Here is a 16326-nt window from a genome sequence, read left to right on the forward strand (position 1 = left end):
TTATTAAAAATCAAAAGGCTAAATTGCATTAAATTTAAAAATTATAAAATTTTAATTTATGAAGAAGAAGTTAGAATCAGAATTAATGAGTATTGCACACAAGATTCTAAAGTTACGCGGTAAAGAAGACATCAATAAAATGCACGCTGAAGTTGCTGCTTTATACGAAAAACTTACTGTTTTAAAATTTGCTCAAGAGAACTTTGATGACGATTTACCAACTATTGGTAATGATTCTTCTTTCTTTGGAATGTTAGATACTGCCTTTAATAATAAAGTAAGTGATAATATAGAAGTAGAAAATAAGGTTTATATAAATGTAGATGATAATGAAAATGATGAGATTTCTGAACCTGTAATGGAGAAAATAAAAGACATCGTTGCACAAATGCCCGAAGAAACGAGTAAAGTAGACGAGTTATTTGAAGCTGTTACACCTAAGGTTGAGCTGCATAAAAATGATTTTGAAGATATTACTGCAGATTTTAAAGAAACTCCTGTTTTTGAAAAACTATCTGATGTAAAAAAAGCTGAAGAAGAAAAAAAATCACTTAATGATAAGCTTAAATCTGGTTTATCTATTGGTTTAAATGATAAGTTAGCTTTTATAAAACACTTATTTGAAGGTAAAAGTGAAGATTATGACCGCGTTTTATCTCAATTAAACACATCAAGTTCTTACGATGAAGCTTCAAGCTTAATTAATACTATAATTAAACCCGATTATAATAACTGGGAAGGCAAAGAGGATTACGAGGAGCGTTTCATGCAAATTTTAGAGGCTAAATTTAATTAACGATTTAAATAAATCCAACTTACAAAAGGATTCTTTATAGAGTCGATTGATAGCACATAATAATAGGTTCCTGCTGGCAATACTTTAGATGTTTTTGGTAATCCACGGTTAGGGATACCATTCCAATTGTTTTTATAATTATTAGTCTCGAAAACTAAGTTACCGTACCTACTATAAATTTTTATATTATTTACAGGGTAGTCTTCAATACATGGCACTATTAATACATCATTTAAACCATCGCCGTTAGGAGAAAACCCTTCAGGTATTTGTAAACAGTTGTCTACAATAACCTCTGCAGAATCTTCATTATTAGTGTCGTCTCTATCTACTTCATTTAAACTCTCTAAACTTGCTGTATTTAATAAATTATTTGCAGAAACCACTAAAGCTGTAATCGTTAAAGTTTCTGATTGTCCAGCTGCCAACATTTCAATATCCCAAAAATACGATGATGTACTGTAAATTCCTTCACTAACATATGCTTCGATATAGCTATAACCTTCAGGCAAACTCTCATAAAGCATAATATCTGTAGCGCTTGTTGTCCCTAAATTTGTTACCGTAATTGTAAAAACAACCTCATCTCCAATAGATGCTTCTACTGGGCTTACTGCCTTTAAAACTTCTATATCTACATCCGAAGTATCCAATAAAACGTCTAATGTTGCATTGGCTTGAGTTGTATCTAGATTATTTACATCTGTAAAATTAGTACTATTATTTACATAATTACCAACTATATTAGAAGTTACTGGAACCGAAAAAATACAACTTGCTACTCCTTCTGGGAAAGATAAATTAGAAACACCTACAGCAATATCGCCAGATTGTCCAATAAATGTAGCTGAACATCCATTATCCTGCACCCACATTATTTCCCCAGCTAATTCTAATCCTGTAGGTAAATTATCTGTAAAGTTAATTTCCGTTTGTGCAGGGTTTCCTGGTAAATTAGTCACAGTAAACTCTAAAACACTTATATTTCCTTGTATAATTTCTGTTGGTGTAAAGGTTTTAACAATGGTTGGTGCTATTACTTGTACACTACTTATAGAAATATTGGTTTCAGGCGTTTGCTCTTCATTATCATCTGGATTAGGTATAGCTTCTGCCATATTTGTAAAAGCCCCTCCATAACTAGGTGCTGTAACTGGTATTATTATTTGCATCGTTGTATTACCATCCATATTAGGAATCTCTCCCGTTACTGTATTCCCATTTACAGTAAGTGTAGGGCAAGTTGCATTACCCGAAATTACAGTACAAATTGGCGGACCAGTAATTGCAAACTGATTACCTATAATATCTTCAAAATCAATGTTAATTGCACTAGAGCTTGTATTACTATTTGTAATATCTATTACCCAATTAAAACTTTGATTAACTGACACTTGTGTTGTCTCAGGATAGGTCTGTACTAATAAATCTATACAATCAGCAAAGTAAGTCGTTTCTATTGCAATATTATCATCTTCATTAAACTCAGGGTTATTAGATAAACTTACCACCCTAGCTCCATTCTTTGCTTTTATTGGTACTTCGGAGCACTCTGGCTCCCAATTAACGACCACATGAAATGTTATGGAGCTCATTGCTGGTAAAGTCCAATTATCGTCTGACACAATTTCCCAAAATACATCTTCTGCTCCATCTTCAGGAATACCATCCATTGGCACACCTATATTAGTATTATTAATGGTTTGGCATACAGCTGTTCCTGTTGTACCTATACAATCTACAGATACGAGAGTCCCTTGCATTATCCCTATTGAATTCTCTGGCATATAATCTTGCAACGTAATATCTACATCTGCATTTCCTGAGTTAGTAACCACAATTTCGTATGTTATTTCCCCCCAATCTGTAGTATTATCTTCTGCTCCTCCTTCTGGTAATGCTGGGCCTATTTGTGTTTTCGTTATAGATATATTAGTAATATCCTCGGGATCACAAACAGGAAAAGGAGGCAAAATAACAGCGTCGTAATCTACATTATTAGTAAAATCGATATCTGTTAACGCTGGAGTTAAAATATTTGTACCACTTTTTATATTAGCAATAGAGTTTTGTTGTTCTAGAATTTTACACAACTCAGGGTCTGGAAAAACAACTACGGTAGTCACCTCAATAGTTGTATTAGCAGGCATATAAAAATTATTTGTTCCCCAAAACTGTCCGCCATCGGTTATAGTAAAATCGTTACAACTAATATTACCTGTTGTACTATTGCAGGTTATAGATATAATATTCCATTCTAATGAAACGTTTAAATTTTGAAGAAAAAAACGAATGGTTGCATCTTCTGGACCATTATTACATACAGTAGTAACAAAGGTAACTTCCTCGCTCCAATTTACCATTTGACTCGGAACAGGGTCTGTTTGTATGGTTTCTATGCATATATCTGTAAGCGGACATAGCTCACCTTCTAATAAAGGAGTTAATACCATATTAGACTCTGCAGTTAAATCAACTCCAAACGCTAACTCTATAAAACTGTTAACTTCTAGCTGCCCAACCTCTAGTCCGCATATTGGCGTTACATATCTATAAACAATTTGAAACGTTAATGTTCCTCCCGCACTAAATTCTATAGATTGCGTATTCTCAAACATTTCATGAGTACTCGATATGATTTCTGTATTAGCAGGAATATTTCCTAAGCTAGGGCAATCTGTACCATTAGTACCTCCAAGGCAAGTTAACGATTCAAATTCTACTACTGGTCTACCATTAACAAGACTAGATTCTAGTTCTATAAATCCATAAAATGCACTTAAGGGAAAGGTAACGCTACTATTATTAGTAATTGTAAAATTATACATCACTGCGTCTCCCCAATTAGAAATACCAGTTCCCTCACTTGGAGAGACTTGAGAATACTCTACAGTAAAATCTAAAGGTACATCTATAACATCTATTGAAATTATAGAAGTGTTATTAGACAAATTAACATCTGTTATTCCTTCTGGAGGAGACACTATTACAGTAGTAGCAATACCTCCAGGTGCTATTGTTGCATTTACCAATACACGAACCTCTACACTAGAATTAGCAGGCATATTAGCAACATTTCCTGTAAGCATATTATTTACAAAACTTAAATTAGTTACATTAGTTGCTCCTCCTATTGGATTTTGGCTTGTAGCATTTTGATAAAATATACTAGGGCTTAAAGTCTGCGAAAAGGTAACATTATTAACTTCATTTCCAGAGTTTATTATTGTTACTATGTATTGAAACTCGCCATAAATATTTACCTGAGAAATAGGAGCTCCTGTTAATGTCTCTGCAACAACTGTAGTTGCTAAATCAGTAGTTTGTGCTGCACTATTAAAAACAGAGAAACAAAATATAAGTAAGGTTATAGCGATTTTTTGCATTAGTTGGTTTTAAACATAAGATGGCGAAAAAATAAAAAGGTTGCGTTATATCGTTATTAAAAAACTTAAATTTGAACTTATAATATCCTAATTTAATGAGCAAACTCTATATAGTACCAACACCAATAGGTAACCTAGAAGATATTACTTTAAGAGCCATTACCGTTTTAAAAAGTGTAGATGGAATTTTAGCAGAAGATACCCGAACATCTGGTAAACTTTTAAAGCATTTTGAAATTACCACACCTATGCAAAGTCACCACATGCATAACGAGCATAAAACTGTCGCTAATGTAGTACAGCGTATTAAAAATGGAGAAACTATAGCCTTAATAAGTGATGCTGGTACACCTGCAATTTCCGATCCTGGTTTTTTATTAACTAGGGCTTGTATCGAGAATGGTATTGAGGTAGATTGTTTACCTGGGGCTACTGCTTTTGTTCCTGCTCTAGTAAATAGTGGATTACCAAACGACAAATTTGTTTTTGAAGGCTTCTTGCCTGTTAAAAAAGGAAGGCAAACGCGTTTATTATTATTAGCAGAAGAAACAAGAACTATTATTTTTTACGAGTCGCCACATAAGCTTGTAAAAACCTTAGGTCATTTTTGCGAATACTTTGGAGAACACAGACCCGTTTCTGTTTCTAGAGAATTAACTAAATTGTACGAAGAAACTGTAAGAGGAACCGCTAAAGAAGTGCTTGAGCATTACACAAATAAACCTCCAAAAGGAGAAATTGTAATTATTGTAGGAGGAAAAAAATAGAACTATCAATCATCAATCAAAAAAAACATCATGTTAAAAAAACACCTATTACTATATATATCAGCAATTATTTTAATTGCTTGTGGTACCACAAAACCTAATAACAAGGTATTAAAAACGACTTCTACAACATCAAATTATTATGATGTTGTTAATAAAAATTTTACAGCAGACATAGCATATAACACGACTGCTTTTGTGGAACAATATTGGAGAATAGTTGGTAATACTGGTTTTAATAAAAGCATCTATAATATTGCAGAGCAACTTAAAAAAGCTGGATATGTATTAGAAGAAAAAGCAACGGCTAAAGATATTTTAACTTACAGAATAGAAAAAAGAGATTTAAAACAACCTACTTGGGAGCCTGTAGATGCTAAAATTACTATAGAAGGAGAAACTTCTCCGCTATTACAACATGCTACTAATAGAAACATGCTAGCTATTAATTCTTATAGCACACCTAAAGAAGGAGTTACTGCTGAAGTAATACATATTAAGGATCTTAAAAAATTAAAAAACACAGATGTAAAAGGAAAAATCGTTTTTGTAGAAACTAGTCCTTCAAGAGTGTTTAAAACAGCAGTTGTACAAGGTGGTGCTGTTGGAGTTTTATCGTATAGCAATCCTAAATACCTTCAACCAGAAAAAAATACAACCTCTATACAATTTCGTTCTATCCCTTTAAATAAAGACATAAAGGGTTGGGCCATTGCTATGTCTTATGAAGCAAAAGAACGTTTAAAAAATAAACTGAGTAAAGGCAAAGTTACCCTAAATGTTACAATAGACACTAAAATTTATGACTCGGAAGAGCTAACCATCGTTGCCGATATTAAAGGCAGTACATTACCCGAAGAGCGTTTAGTATTTAGCGCCCATGTACAAGAACCGGGCGCTAATGACAATGCAACTGGTGTTGGTGTAGCTCTAGAAATGGCAGCTATTACAGCTAATTTGGTTAAGAATAAAACGTTTAGCCCTAAACGTACGCTAACCTTCCTTTGGGGAGACGAAATTATATCTACTAGACGCTATGTTCAAGAAGACAAAGCTAGAGCAAAAAATATTAAATGGGGGATTAGTCTAGATATGGTTGGAGAAAATACAGCCATTACAGGTGGTTCTTTTTTAATTGAAAAAATGCCCGACCCAAGTGCTATTTGGACACGAGGTAATGATAAACACACAGAATGGGGCGGCATGAAAATGAGTTTAAGCCAAATGAAACCACACTATTTAAACGACTTTTTAATTGATAAATTTAAAGCACAAGGGAAACGAGCGAACTGGGAAGTTAACACTAATCCTTTTGAAGGTGGTAGCGATCATGTTCCATTTTTAAGCGCAGATATTCCTAGCGTTTTATTTTGGCATTTTACAGATCAATTTTACCATACCGATAATGACCGTTTAGACAAAGTATCTAAAACCACACTTAAAAATGTAGGTATTGCTTCTCTTGTTTCTGCTTACGAGCTATTAAATGCCGATGAACATACCGCAAAAAAAATAATTAAAAGTATAGAACATGCAGCTATTGCACGATTAAACGAGGAATTAAAGCAAAGTAAAATTGCGTTACAGAATGGAGACCATTTAAAAACACAAATTGAAATACTAAATGCCTGGAAAGATTGGTACAGTAAAGCTATAGAAACCACTAAAGATATGGTTAGTAATGTTTCTCTTATTAATACAACAATAGAAAATGCTAAAAACACTATAAAAACAAAAACGAACGATTGTATTAATATTTTAAGCAACTAATGCAACTAGATAATGTATTACATAATATAAGCCAGTGCGATATTTGCAAATTTCATCTCCCTTTAGGCCCTCGTCCTGTAGTAACTGCTCATAGCAACTCAAAAATTGTAATTATTGGGCAAGCTCCAGGCACTAAAGTTCATGCTTCTGGAATTCCGTGGGATGATCAAAGCGGTAAAAAATTAAGGCAATGGTTAAATGTTAGTGATGAGGAATTCTATAACACTACTAAGTTTGCTATTGTACCTATGGGGTTTTGTTACCCTGGAAAAGCAAAAACAGGAGATTTACCCCCAAGAAAAGAATGTGCCCCACAATGGCATGAGACTCTATTTAAAAATATGCCCAATGTAAAACTTGTACTTTTAATAGGTGCTTATGCCCAAAAGTATTATTTAAAAGAACAGGCTAAAAAAACATTAACTGAAACGGTAAGTGAATATAAAAGTTATTTACCAAAATATTTCCCAATACCTCACCCGTCTCCTACCAATAGATTTTGGAGAGCAAAAAACCCTTGGTTTGAAGAACAGATTGTTCCCATTTTACAACAAAAGGTTCACCACATTATTAATAAATAAAAAACCTCACTATTTCTAGCAAGGTTCTCTATATTTATTTTTTTATTGTAATAAACAGACTGTTATCTACAGACAGAAAATTACAAACTTAATCACACGTGCTTTCCTACCTCAAAACCATGTTTTCCTAAATATTGGTTTCCGCTTTCTATAGCATCTCCTTCAAGCGTTGTTCCCATAGAGTCATTCCAACGGTTTAAATATCCAAACAAAGAAATAACACCTAACATTTCAACAATTTCTCCTTCATCCCAGTGTTCGTGTAAACGTGTTTTTATATCCTCGTCAACTGCATTTGGTACTTGAGAAGCCGCTAAAGAAAAATCTAACGCAGCACGCTCAGCATCACTAAAAGCTGGATGTGTTCTATATTCCCAAATATTATCTAATTGTTCTTGTTCTGCTCCATAACGTTCTGCTGCACGAATAGCATGTGCTTGACAATAACGACAACCAGTAGCATTACTACTTACCCATGCAATCATTCTTTTTAATGCAGATGTTACACGTCCTTCGTTAGCCATTACGGCCATATTTAAATTTATAAAAGCTTTACTAATGGCTGGCCTTCGTTGCATTGTTAATACAGAATTTGGGCAAAATCCTAAAGTCTCATTAAAGAACTCGGCTAGTTTTTTAGTCTCCAAATCATGCTCTGGAGTTAATGGTGTTATTAATGGCATAAATTTTAATTTATAGAGTTGTATTTTGTTGCATTAAAGTTAAGTCGTATTTTGCTAATACGTATTACAAATAACGATAAAAAACTTTAATAATGGCACATAAAATAACAACGCAATGGAAAGGTAAAATGCTTTTTGAATCTGATAATCCTAGTGGTCATACCGTTTTAATGGATACTTCTGAAGACAATGGTGGAACCAATAAAGGTTTAGGACCTAAAGCCATGATGCTATCTTCTTTGGCTGGTTGCTCTGGATTAGATGTTGTTTCTATTTTAGCAAAAATGAAAACCGAAATAGACGACTTTAAAATGGAAGTAGAAGGCTTATTAACAGACGAACACCCTAAATACTACCATACAGTAACTGTAGATTATCATTTTTATGGTACTAATTTAGATGAATCTAAAATTAATAAAGCAGTAAACCTATCTGTCGAAAAATACTGTGGTGTTATGGAAATGTTCAGAAAATTCGCTGATGTAAAAACAGCAATACATTTTCATAATGCATAATATATGATTTTTGACTTTACCATAAATTATCTATTAGAAGACAATATTGTTTTATTAAAACAAAAATTAATTCAATAAATGCGCTGGACATTAAAGGCTAAACCTAATCCGCAAACTGTACAACAGCTTTCAAAAGCATTACAAGTAGATACTTCTATAGCCTCTCTACTTGTACAACGTGGTATTGAAACTTTTGAAGCTGCCAAAGATTTTTTCAGACCATCTCTAGACGATTTACATGATCCCTTTTTAATGAAAGATATGGATAAAGCAGTCTCCAGAATAGAAACTGCTATTACTAATAATGAAAACATATTAGTTTATGGCGATTATGATGTAGATGGTACAACAGCGGTCTCTTTAATGTCTTCATATTTATTAAGTATTTATCCTAATATTGCAACTTACATTCCTGATCGTTATAATGAAGGTTATGGTGTTTCCTACCAAGGTATTGACTATGCATCAGATAACGATATCTCATTAATAATTGCATTAGATTGTGGCATAAAAGCCATAGATAAAGTTGCTTATGCTAAAGATAAAAATATCGATTTTATCATTTGCGATCACCACAGACCAGGTGATAGTATTCCTGATGCTGTTGCTGTTTTAGATCCTAAACAAGAAGATTGCAACTATCCTTTTGATGAGCTTTGTGGTTGTGGTGTAGGGTTTAAACTCATTCAAGCTTTAGCATTAAAAGAAAATAAAACAATACAAGATTTAATACCTTATTTAGATCTTGTTGCTACTGCAATTGGTGCAGATATTGTGCCAATTATTGGAGAAAATAGAATTTTAGCCTATTATGGTTTACAGGTTATAAATAGCAATCCAAGAGCTGGTTTTAAAGCCATTATAAGTCAATTAAAAAAAGACATATTAACCATAACAGATGTTGTTTTTACTATTGCTCCAAGAATTAATGCTGCTGGACGTATGAAACATGGTCAATATGCTGTGGACTTATTAACACAAAACGACATAACTATTGCCACTAGTTATGCTGAAGAAATTGAAACCTTTAATACCGATAGACGTGAAACAGATAAACAGATTACAGAAGAAGCTCTTAAACAAATTGAAGAACAAAAAGAGCAGGAACGCTTTACTACTGTTGTTTACAATGAAACTTGGCATAAAGGCGTTATTGGTATTGTGGCTTCTAGATTAATAGAAACTTATTACAGACCAACACTAGTATTTACTAAAAGTGGCGATAAACTAGCAGCCTCTGCTAGATCTGTAAAAGGCTTTGATGTTTATAATGCTTTAGAAGCTTGCTCTGATTATATAGAACAGTTTGGAGGTCATAAATATGCTGCCGGACTAACTTTAAAAGAAGAAAACTATAATGCTTTTAAACAACAATTTGAAAACGTTGTAAAAAATACTATAGATACACGCCTATTAACCCCAGAAGTTACAATAGATACGCAATTAAATTTAAGTGATATTACGCCTAAATTCTACAGAATATTAAGTCAATTTGCTCCTTTTGGGCCTAGTAATATGTCTCCAGTTTTTATGAGCGCTCATCTTAAAGATACTGGATATGGTAAATGTGTTGGAGAAGACAACAAACATTTACGTATAACAGTTACACAAAACGGAGCACCTAAAATAGTTTGTATTGGTTTTGGGTTAGGAGATAAACTAAACCTAATTGAAAATAAAAAAGAGTTTAAGGCCGTTTATTCTATAGATGAAAACCATTGGCAAGGGATAACGTCTTTGCAATTAAAACTAAAAGATATAAAACCTTAATTGTTTTTTTACAATTTATCTATTTAGTTATTTAGATTCATTATAAATAATGTTATATTTGGTCTTGTAAAAGCAACTAAAAATGGATAATGAAATCACTAAAATATATCATAACGCCTTTGGAATAGCATTTCAATGGAAACATACCAGCTCTAAACAAGGTAAAATTCAAATTGTATTTAGAAATATGGGATTTTATCTTACACCTAATGAGATAAGAGCATTTTACAAACATGTTACTGAAGCGCAACAACCTAAAAACTGTAGCTGTTGTAATGTAGAATGCAACGCAAGAACCATTTTATTAAGAACACCAAGTAGTAAGATCGACTTAGCAGTTAATAAGGAAGAATTAGCAGATGTACATGATTTAATTAAAGGAACTTTATTTCAATTAGATTTAAATAACTACCTAAATAACATTTGTAAGCATTAATTTTGTTATTGTATTGTAATCACTTTAGCAACTCATAGCAATTTAATTTATGCAAAAAAATGATCCGTATGCTGCGTTAAGATTTAAAGAATTCAATATTTTTCTATTAATGCGCTTTGCTTTAGTATTTGCATGGACCATGCAGTTTATTGTTATAGAGTGGCAAGTATATACTATTACTAAAGATCCATGGTCTCTTGGTATGATAGGCTTAATGGAAATTATACCCGCATTAAGTATGGCTTTATTTGCAGGCCATATAGTAGACCAGAAGGAAAAACGAAATCTGCTAGCCCTTTGCATTGCAGCATTCTCTTTAATTAGTTTAGGTTTATTCCTTTTAACTTCGCCCAAGGTTATTGCAGATTGGTCTACAAAAACAGTGTTGTATGGTATTTATGCTTTAGTATTTTTTGGAGGGTTTTTACGCTCCTTTTTTGGGCCAACGATATTCTCATTAATTTCATTAATTGTTCCTAAAAAAATATACCCAAATGCTGCTACTTGGAGTAGTTCTACTTGGCAAATGGCCTCTGTATTAGGGCCTGCTTTTGCTGGTTTCTCTATACGTTGGTTTGGTGTACACTGGACGTTATGTTGCGTCTTTGGTTTAGTTTTATTCTCATTACTAGTTGTTTTTAAAATAGAAAGGAAACCCATTTTAAACCCAAAAATTGGAGAACCCGTAATGCAAAGTTTAAAAGAAGGAGTAAAATTTGTTTATAAAACCAAAGCCATTTTAGGAGCTCTAACTCTAGATATGATTGCTGTTTTATTTGGAGGAGCTATTGCCTTATTACCTGTTTTTGCTCAAGACATTTTAAAAGTAGGACCAGAAGGTTTTGGTGTATTACGTGCAGCTCCAGCTATTGGGGCTTTTTTAACAATGTTAATTACAGCCTATATTCCTATTAGTAAAAATGCTGGTTTAAAATTACTAGCTGCCATTTTTGGTTTTGGGGTTTGTATTATAGTCTTTGGTTTATCTTCTATTTTCTGGGTATCGGTTCTTGCTTTATTTTTTAGTGGTGTAACCGATGGGGTTTCCATGGTGATTAGGCAAACCATTTTACAACTAAAAACCCCCGATAATATGAGAGGTCGTGTGGCATCGGTTAACTCTATGTTTGTTGGCTCTTCAAACGAGCTTGGTGCTTTTGAAAGTGGTTTAACCGCAAAATTAATGGGTACAGTAACCGCAGTTGTTTTTGGCGGCACAATGACCTTAATTACTGTAATTACTACTGGAATAGCCCTTCCTTCTTTTAGAAAGTTAGATTTAAGAAAAGATATCGAAGCGCATGAAAAAGGGTAAAATAAGCATTCTGAAAATCGAAATATATCTTTCGGCAATTTCATATTCTCTATCATTTAACCTATCTAGACTAAAAGAATATTTTTGCTTTTTTTAATTTCTTTATGGGTAAAATCTTATAATTACATTCAAAATATTTATCTTACATTTTGTTTTGTAAAGCCTAGAACAAATGAAAAAGATACTTATCCTTATTCTTATTGTAATTATTTCGATTTTCGCTTATAACCAATATAAAGAGTACCAGCGTTTTCATCCTAAAAACCTAAATTACAAAGCAAGTAATTCTATAGATTTAAATTATCACGATCAAACTGTTGTTTATAAATATAATGAAGCTATTGCAACTTTAAATGGGTACACAATTACACAATGGAGCACTAACGAAATAGATGTACGTAATCCTGAAAACGATGATACAGAAACAGAGTATGCAGTAAATACTTATGCTAAAAAGTTAGCAAAAGTAAAGTTTTACGAAGCTAAGTTAGAGCAATCTTTAAAACTTAAAAATGAAGGACTAAGCAACACAGATATTAAATATATTGAAGAAAAAGGTATAACAAAAGAAGCGTATACGCATTCTATAGAGACCGAAAAATTTAGACGTTTAATGCTACAAGAACTTCCAAAAAACAACTTAGTTGATGGTGAAAAGAATGCTTTTGTATACCAAATTCAAAAACTTCTAGTAAAAAAAGGGTTTAATATTCCTGTAGATGGGGTTTATAAAAACATCACTTCGGATGCATTGAAAGCATTTGAAGAGAAAAATCAATTATTCCCTGATGGAAAAATAGATGTAATGACTCTGGAAGCTTTATTAAACTAATATTCTTTTAACTCTAGCGTTTCTCCATTAAACACACCATAGGTATAATAGCTAATCCAGTCCCCTAAATTTAAGTACTTAGAATTCTCATTTAGTTTAATATCTAGTGGTAAATGTCTGTGTCCAAAAACAAAAAAATCGCGATGTTTAGTTTCTAGTTTACGTTTGCAATATTGTACTAACCATTCATTATCTTCTCCTAAAAAGGTAACATCTTCATCTCCCGAAATCAACTTATTTTTCACCGATAAATATTGTGCTAATCTTACTCCTAAATCGGGATGCAGCCACCTAAAAAACCATTGAGCCACAGGATTAGTAAACACTTTTTTCATGCGCTTATAACCTTTGTCTCCAGGCCCTAAACCATCACCATGACCAATAAAAAAGACTTTATCATTAAAGATAAATTCTTTTGGTTTATGGTAAACAGGAATTCCTAATTCTTCTTCAAAATAGCCATTCATCCAAAGGTCATGATTTCCAACAAAATAGTAGATAGGAATTCCAGAGTCACTAATTTCTGCTAGCTTTCCAAGCGTTCTTGTAAATCCTTTAGGTATTACTGTTTTATATTCGGCCCAAAAGTCGAATAAGTCTCCTAGTAAAAAGATAGCAGCAGCATCTTTTTTAACTTCATCCAACCAAGCTACAAACTTCTTTTCTCTGGGAATAGATTGTGCTTTGGTGGGTGCTCCTAAATGATTATCGGAAGCAAAGTATATTTTTTTTCCTTCTGGAATTTGCATGTGTAAATATAAAAAAGTTGAGTTATATGATTTCAATTTTCCTACCTTAGTTTTCAAATAATTAAAAATAATTAGGAGACCTTTTAATAAAATGACCATTAATAAGTAAAAGCCCAAGTATGAGCGATCAAAAAATAATAACACTTTTTAAAAATGGTCATCGAGATAAAGCGTTTCGAGAATTATATAAACTCTATCCTAGAATAGAAAAATTAATTTTATCTAAAGGTGGTACAAAAGCAGATGCAACCGATGTGTTTCAGGAAGCATTAATTGTATTAAACAGGAATCTTGAAAAATCGGATTTCTCACTTACAGCATCCTTTTACACATATCTTTATTCGGTTTCAAGGTTTATATGGAAGGATCAACAAAAACAATTTTCTAAACAAGAATTACATGATTTAAACACCGAAGACGTTTCTATATTCCATAGTGTTTTAGAAGAGAAAAAGTACCAATTAGCAGAACAATCTTTTCGCGAATTAGGCGAACGCTGCCAGCAATTATTACAATGGTTTTATGTAAAAAAAATGTCGTTTAAAGACATTGCAAAGCAGATGCAATTTAAATCTGAAAAAATTGCAAAAAACCAAAAGTATAAATGCTTACAAAAAGCTAAAGGTATTTACAATGCTCAGGCTAATACCATTAACTCTTAATTCTTGAAACACATGGAAAATACTATAGAACGCATAGACAATTATATAAACAATACACTTACAAAAACAGAAAGATTAGCTTTTGAAAAACAACTAAAAACCGATGATGCTTTTAATACACTCTACAAAGAACATGTAGTGCTTTTAGAAGGTATAAAACGAGTAGATTTAAAGACCGATATTCTTGCTGCCAAAAAACACTTTATTATAATGCGTTGGTTGAAATTTATAGGCATTACCATTGCCGCTATAATTTTAGAGTAGCATATTATTCTGTTTTCGGTACAGATACTCCAGTTAATTTGCCCGAACAAAAAACAATAATTAACAATACGCTAGAAAGCGAAAATGGCGTAACTATAGATTCAACTAAAAAGTACATACTTGTCTACAAAAGAGACTCACTTGTTGTTGATAAAAATCATGGATATATAACAACTTTTAAAGACACTGAACTTATTTCTTATTTAGAATATTCAAGCATTGAAGCTGTAAAAGCAGATTTTCCAGACATTAAAAGTGTAACGCCAGTAAACGATACGATTAGGCATTATAAAAAGTATACGTACCAAATGCTTAAAACTAAAATTGATGCAGTTATTGAAACTTCTAAACAAAGTAACAACAAAGAAAATAATGTAAGTGATACCGAAGAAGACGCTATAAATACTGTCTCAGCTGTAAAACAGAGCAGCATTATAAAAGACTCTATTATAACAGAAATACCTGAACCGCTGTCTCCAGAACTTATTAGTTTTTATAAATCCGTTAAAAAAGAACCACAAACGATTACTGTAGATATGGAAAAAGGAGCGACAATTGCTCTTAAAGAAGGCACTCAATTAACTATTGCTCCTAAATCTCTAGCTTATAAAAAGACTAATAGAATTGCTCGCGGTAAGATTAAACTGGACGTTACAGAATACTACAAATTGTCCGATATACTATTAGCTAATTTAAGTACAAAATGCGATGATAATCTACTAGAAACTGGCGGTATGTTATTTATTAAAGCAAGTAAAAATGGTAAAGCATTAAAGTTAGCAGATTCTAAAACAATGATTATCAGTTTTCCTGATAAGGATAAACAAGGGATGCAATTATTCTCTGGAGAGGAACATAATAACGAGATTAATTGGAAATTAAATAAATCTACTAAAGGAAGCCCTACAAGCAGTAAATTTGTACACTTTATAGAAGAAGACGTAGAAGTCGCGTTTAATGTTGTTGAAAAAGCACCAATTTTTCCAGGCTGTGAAAATGAGACTAATAATACTAGTAGACGAAAATGTTTTAAAGAAAAAATAAATGCATTATTAGCAAAAGAGTTTAATAATGATATCGCTTCAGATTTAAATTTGACAGGAAAAATAAAAGTTAGAATATTCTTTAAAATTGATAAAGAAGGTAACATTATTGATGTTGAAGCTAGAGCACCACATAAGCAGTTAGCAGATGAAGCTATTCGATTTATAAATTTATTACCAAAAATGAAACCTGCTACACAACGCGGCAGAGCGGTTACAGTACCATATTATTTACCTATAAACATAACACTTGAAGGCGTGACAAGAGCTACGCCACCCATTACTGTAAGAGATGAAGGAGATATTATTGGAGAAATTGAAAATATAATAGTTACTGATTCTGTAATTGGAAACATAAAACAATCTAACCTAGAACGCTACACATTTGCGACTTCAAAATTAGGCTGGATTAACTGTGATCGTTTTGCAAGAATAACTGGTAAAAGAGTACGTTTTAGATTAAAAATAAAAAACGCAGGCAATGCCAATTTAAAATTAGTGTTTAGAAGTATAAGTGCCGTTTTACCTAGCAAAAAGTATAAAAACAGTTTTGATTTTGGCACAGTCCCAGCAGACGAAAAAGTTATTTTAGTTGCCATTAAAAAGATAAGAGATAAAATATATCTTGGTATAAAGGAAACAGAAACGAAGCAACTTACAGAAGTCGACTTAGAATTTAAAGAAGTGACTATAAAAGAGTTAAAAGGTGCATTAAACAAGTACAATGATGGCTTTTAATGCAAGAAACAAATTCCCA

15 protein-coding genes are annotated in these 16326 nt (G+C 32.4%); 12 read left to right on the forward strand and 3 right to left on the reverse strand.

All coding sequences use genetic code 11. The features are described from left to right. Positions 1-58: 58 nt before the first annotated feature. On the forward strand, positions 59-796 hold the full coding sequence (locus ACVC08_RS07150; protein ID WP_452598652.1) for a hypothetical protein: 738 nt from the start codon (positions 59-61) through the stop codon (positions 794-796). Here ACVC08_RS07150 and ACVC08_RS07155 read toward each other — a convergent pair. Further along, complete coding sequence (locus ACVC08_RS07155; RefSeq protein WP_452601538.1) at positions 793-4182, reverse strand: DUF7933 domain-containing protein; 3390 nt, start codon at positions 4180-4182, stop codon at positions 793-795. The genes ACVC08_RS07150 and ACVC08_RS07155 overlap by 4 nt on opposite strands. Positions 4183-4277: 95 nt before the next feature. Here ACVC08_RS07155 and rsmI point away from each other — a divergent pair, with 95 nt between their 5' ends. From rsmI to ACVC08_RS07170, 3 genes are read left to right on the forward strand one after another with little or no spacing between them, the layout of a single operon-like run. Continuing rightward, on the forward strand, positions 4278-4949 hold the full coding sequence (gene rsmI / locus ACVC08_RS07160) for a 16S rRNA (cytidine(1402)-2'-O)-methyltransferase (protein WP_452598650.1): 672 nt from the start codon (positions 4278-4280) through the stop codon (positions 4947-4949). Positions 4950-4979: 30 nt separating this feature from the next. Next, positions 4980-6719 carry a M28 family metallopeptidase gene (locus ACVC08_RS07165; protein ID WP_452601539.1) on the forward strand — a complete coding sequence of 580 codons (1740 nt, stop codon included), beginning with the start codon at positions 4980-4982 and terminating at the stop codon, positions 6717-6719. Next, positions 6719-7300 carry a uracil-DNA glycosylase family protein gene (locus tag ACVC08_RS07170; protein ID WP_452601540.1) on the forward strand — a complete coding sequence of 194 codons (582 nt, stop codon included), beginning with the start codon at positions 6719-6721 and terminating at the stop codon, positions 7298-7300. Before ACVC08_RS07165 ends, ACVC08_RS07170 begins: the two co-directional genes overlap by 1 nt. A gap of 92 nt (positions 7301-7392) precedes the next feature. On the opposite strand, the gene ACVC08_RS07175 is transcribed toward ACVC08_RS07170, so the two are convergent. Beyond that, positions 7393-7983: a carboxymuconolactone decarboxylase family protein gene (locus ACVC08_RS07175; RefSeq protein WP_452598647.1), complete on the reverse strand. Its 591-nt coding sequence runs from the start codon at positions 7981-7983 to the stop codon at positions 7393-7395. Between the two features lie 92 nt (positions 7984-8075). Here ACVC08_RS07175 and ACVC08_RS07180 point away from each other — a divergent pair, with 92 nt between their 5' ends. The 5 genes from ACVC08_RS07180 to ACVC08_RS07200 all read left to right on the forward strand — a co-directional run bounded on the left by ACVC08_RS07180 (position 8076) and on the right by ACVC08_RS07200 (position 12851). After that, a complete protein-coding gene (locus ACVC08_RS07180) occupies positions 8076-8498 on the forward strand; it encodes an OsmC family protein (RefSeq protein ID WP_452598646.1) in 423 nt (140 codons plus the stop codon). A gap of 78 nt (positions 8499-8576) precedes the next feature. Continuing rightward, a complete protein-coding gene (gene recJ / locus ACVC08_RS07185; RefSeq protein WP_452601541.1) occupies positions 8577-10268 on the forward strand; it encodes a single-stranded-DNA-specific exonuclease RecJ in 1692 nt (563 codons plus the stop codon). An 82-nt stretch (positions 10269-10350) separates the two neighbouring features. Beyond that, positions 10351-10704, forward strand: a complete 354-nt coding sequence (locus ACVC08_RS07190; RefSeq protein ID WP_452601542.1) for a DUF6686 family protein — start codon at positions 10351-10353, stop codon at positions 10702-10704. Positions 10705-10753: 49 nt separating this feature from the next. After that, positions 10754-12019: an MFS transporter gene (locus tag ACVC08_RS07195; protein WP_452601543.1), complete on the forward strand. Its 1266-nt coding sequence runs from the start codon at positions 10754-10756 to the stop codon at positions 12017-12019. 172 nt (positions 12020-12191) lie between these two features. After that, positions 12192-12851, forward strand: coding sequence for a peptidoglycan-binding domain-containing protein (locus ACVC08_RS07200; RefSeq protein WP_452601544.1), 660 nt, complete (start codon positions 12192-12194; stop codon positions 12849-12851). Here ACVC08_RS07200 and ACVC08_RS07205 read toward each other — a convergent pair. Continuing rightward, on the reverse strand, positions 12848-13600 hold the full coding sequence (locus ACVC08_RS07205; protein WP_452601545.1) for a UDP-2,3-diacylglucosamine diphosphatase: 753 nt from the start codon (positions 13598-13600) through the stop codon (positions 12848-12850). The genes ACVC08_RS07200 and ACVC08_RS07205 overlap by 4 nt on opposite strands. 119 nt (positions 13601-13719) lie before the next feature. Between ACVC08_RS07205 and ACVC08_RS07210 the strand changes: the two genes are divergently transcribed. The 3 genes from ACVC08_RS07210 to ACVC08_RS07220 are packed head-to-tail and all read left to right on the forward strand — an operon-like array spanning position 13720 to position 16307. Further along, entirely contained in the window at positions 13720-14262 is a 543-nt protein-coding gene (locus tag ACVC08_RS07210; RefSeq protein ID WP_452601546.1) for an RNA polymerase sigma factor, read from the forward strand. 12 nt (positions 14263-14274) lie between these two features. Continuing rightward, positions 14275-14526 (forward strand): hypothetical protein, encoded by a 252-nt coding sequence (locus tag ACVC08_RS07215; protein WP_452601547.1) that lies wholly within the window; start codon positions 14275-14277, stop codon positions 14524-14526. Positions 14527-14564: 38 nt separating this feature from the next. Further along, the gene (locus ACVC08_RS07220; protein WP_452601548.1) at positions 14565-16307 is read left to right on the forward strand and encodes an energy transducer TonB; all 1743 of its coding nucleotides are present in this window, start codon (positions 14565-14567) and stop codon (positions 16305-16307) included. The last annotated feature ends 19 nt before the right edge of the window (positions 16308-16326 follow it).

It is taken from the genome of Pontimicrobium sp. MEBiC06410, assembly GCF_053601615.1.

What these genes read in the sequence shown, in the direction of transcription:
- ACVC08_RS07205 (WP_452601545.1), bottom strand. Translation starts at nt 13,600, where the DNA reads ATGCAAATTCCAGAAGGAAAAAAAATATACTTTGCTTCCGATAATCAT.
- rsmI (WP_452598650.1), top strand. Translation starts at nt 4,278, where the DNA reads ATGAGCAAACTCTATATAGTACCAACACCAATAGGTAACCTAGAAGAT.
- ACVC08_RS07165 (WP_452601539.1), top strand. Translation starts at nt 4,980, where the DNA reads ATGTTAAAAAAACACCTATTACTATATATATCAGCAATTATTTTAATT.
- ACVC08_RS07180 (WP_452598646.1), top strand. Translation starts at nt 8,076, where the DNA reads ATGGCACATAAAATAACAACGCAATGGAAAGGTAAAATGCTTTTTGAA.
- ACVC08_RS07150 (WP_452598652.1), top strand. Translation starts at nt 59, where the DNA reads ATGAAGAAGAAGTTAGAATCAGAATTAATGAGTATTGCACACAAGATT.
- ACVC08_RS07215 (WP_452601547.1), top strand. Translation starts at nt 14,275, where the DNA reads ATGGAAAATACTATAGAACGCATAGACAATTATATAAACAATACACTT.
- ACVC08_RS07155 (WP_452601538.1), bottom strand. Translation starts at nt 4,182, where the DNA reads ATGCAAAAAATCGCTATAACCTTACTTATATTTTGTTTCTCTGTTTTT.
- recJ (WP_452601541.1), top strand. Translation starts at nt 8,577, where the DNA reads ATGCGCTGGACATTAAAGGCTAAACCTAATCCGCAAACTGTACAACAG.
- ACVC08_RS07175 (WP_452598647.1), bottom strand. Translation starts at nt 7,983, where the DNA reads ATGCCATTAATAACACCATTAACTCCAGAGCATGATTTGGAGACTAAA.
- ACVC08_RS07210 (WP_452601546.1), top strand. Translation starts at nt 13,720, where the DNA reads ATGAGCGATCAAAAAATAATAACACTTTTTAAAAATGGTCATCGAGAT.
- ACVC08_RS07170 (WP_452601540.1), top strand. Translation starts at nt 6,719, where the DNA reads ATGCAACTAGATAATGTATTACATAATATAAGCCAGTGCGATATTTGC.
- ACVC08_RS07195 (WP_452601543.1), top strand. Translation starts at nt 10,754, where the DNA reads ATGCAAAAAAATGATCCGTATGCTGCGTTAAGATTTAAAGAATTCAAT.
- ACVC08_RS07200 (WP_452601544.1), top strand. Translation starts at nt 12,192, where the DNA reads ATGAAAAAGATACTTATCCTTATTCTTATTGTAATTATTTCGATTTTC.
- ACVC08_RS07190 (WP_452601542.1), top strand. Translation starts at nt 10,351, where the DNA reads ATGGATAATGAAATCACTAAAATATATCATAACGCCTTTGGAATAGCA.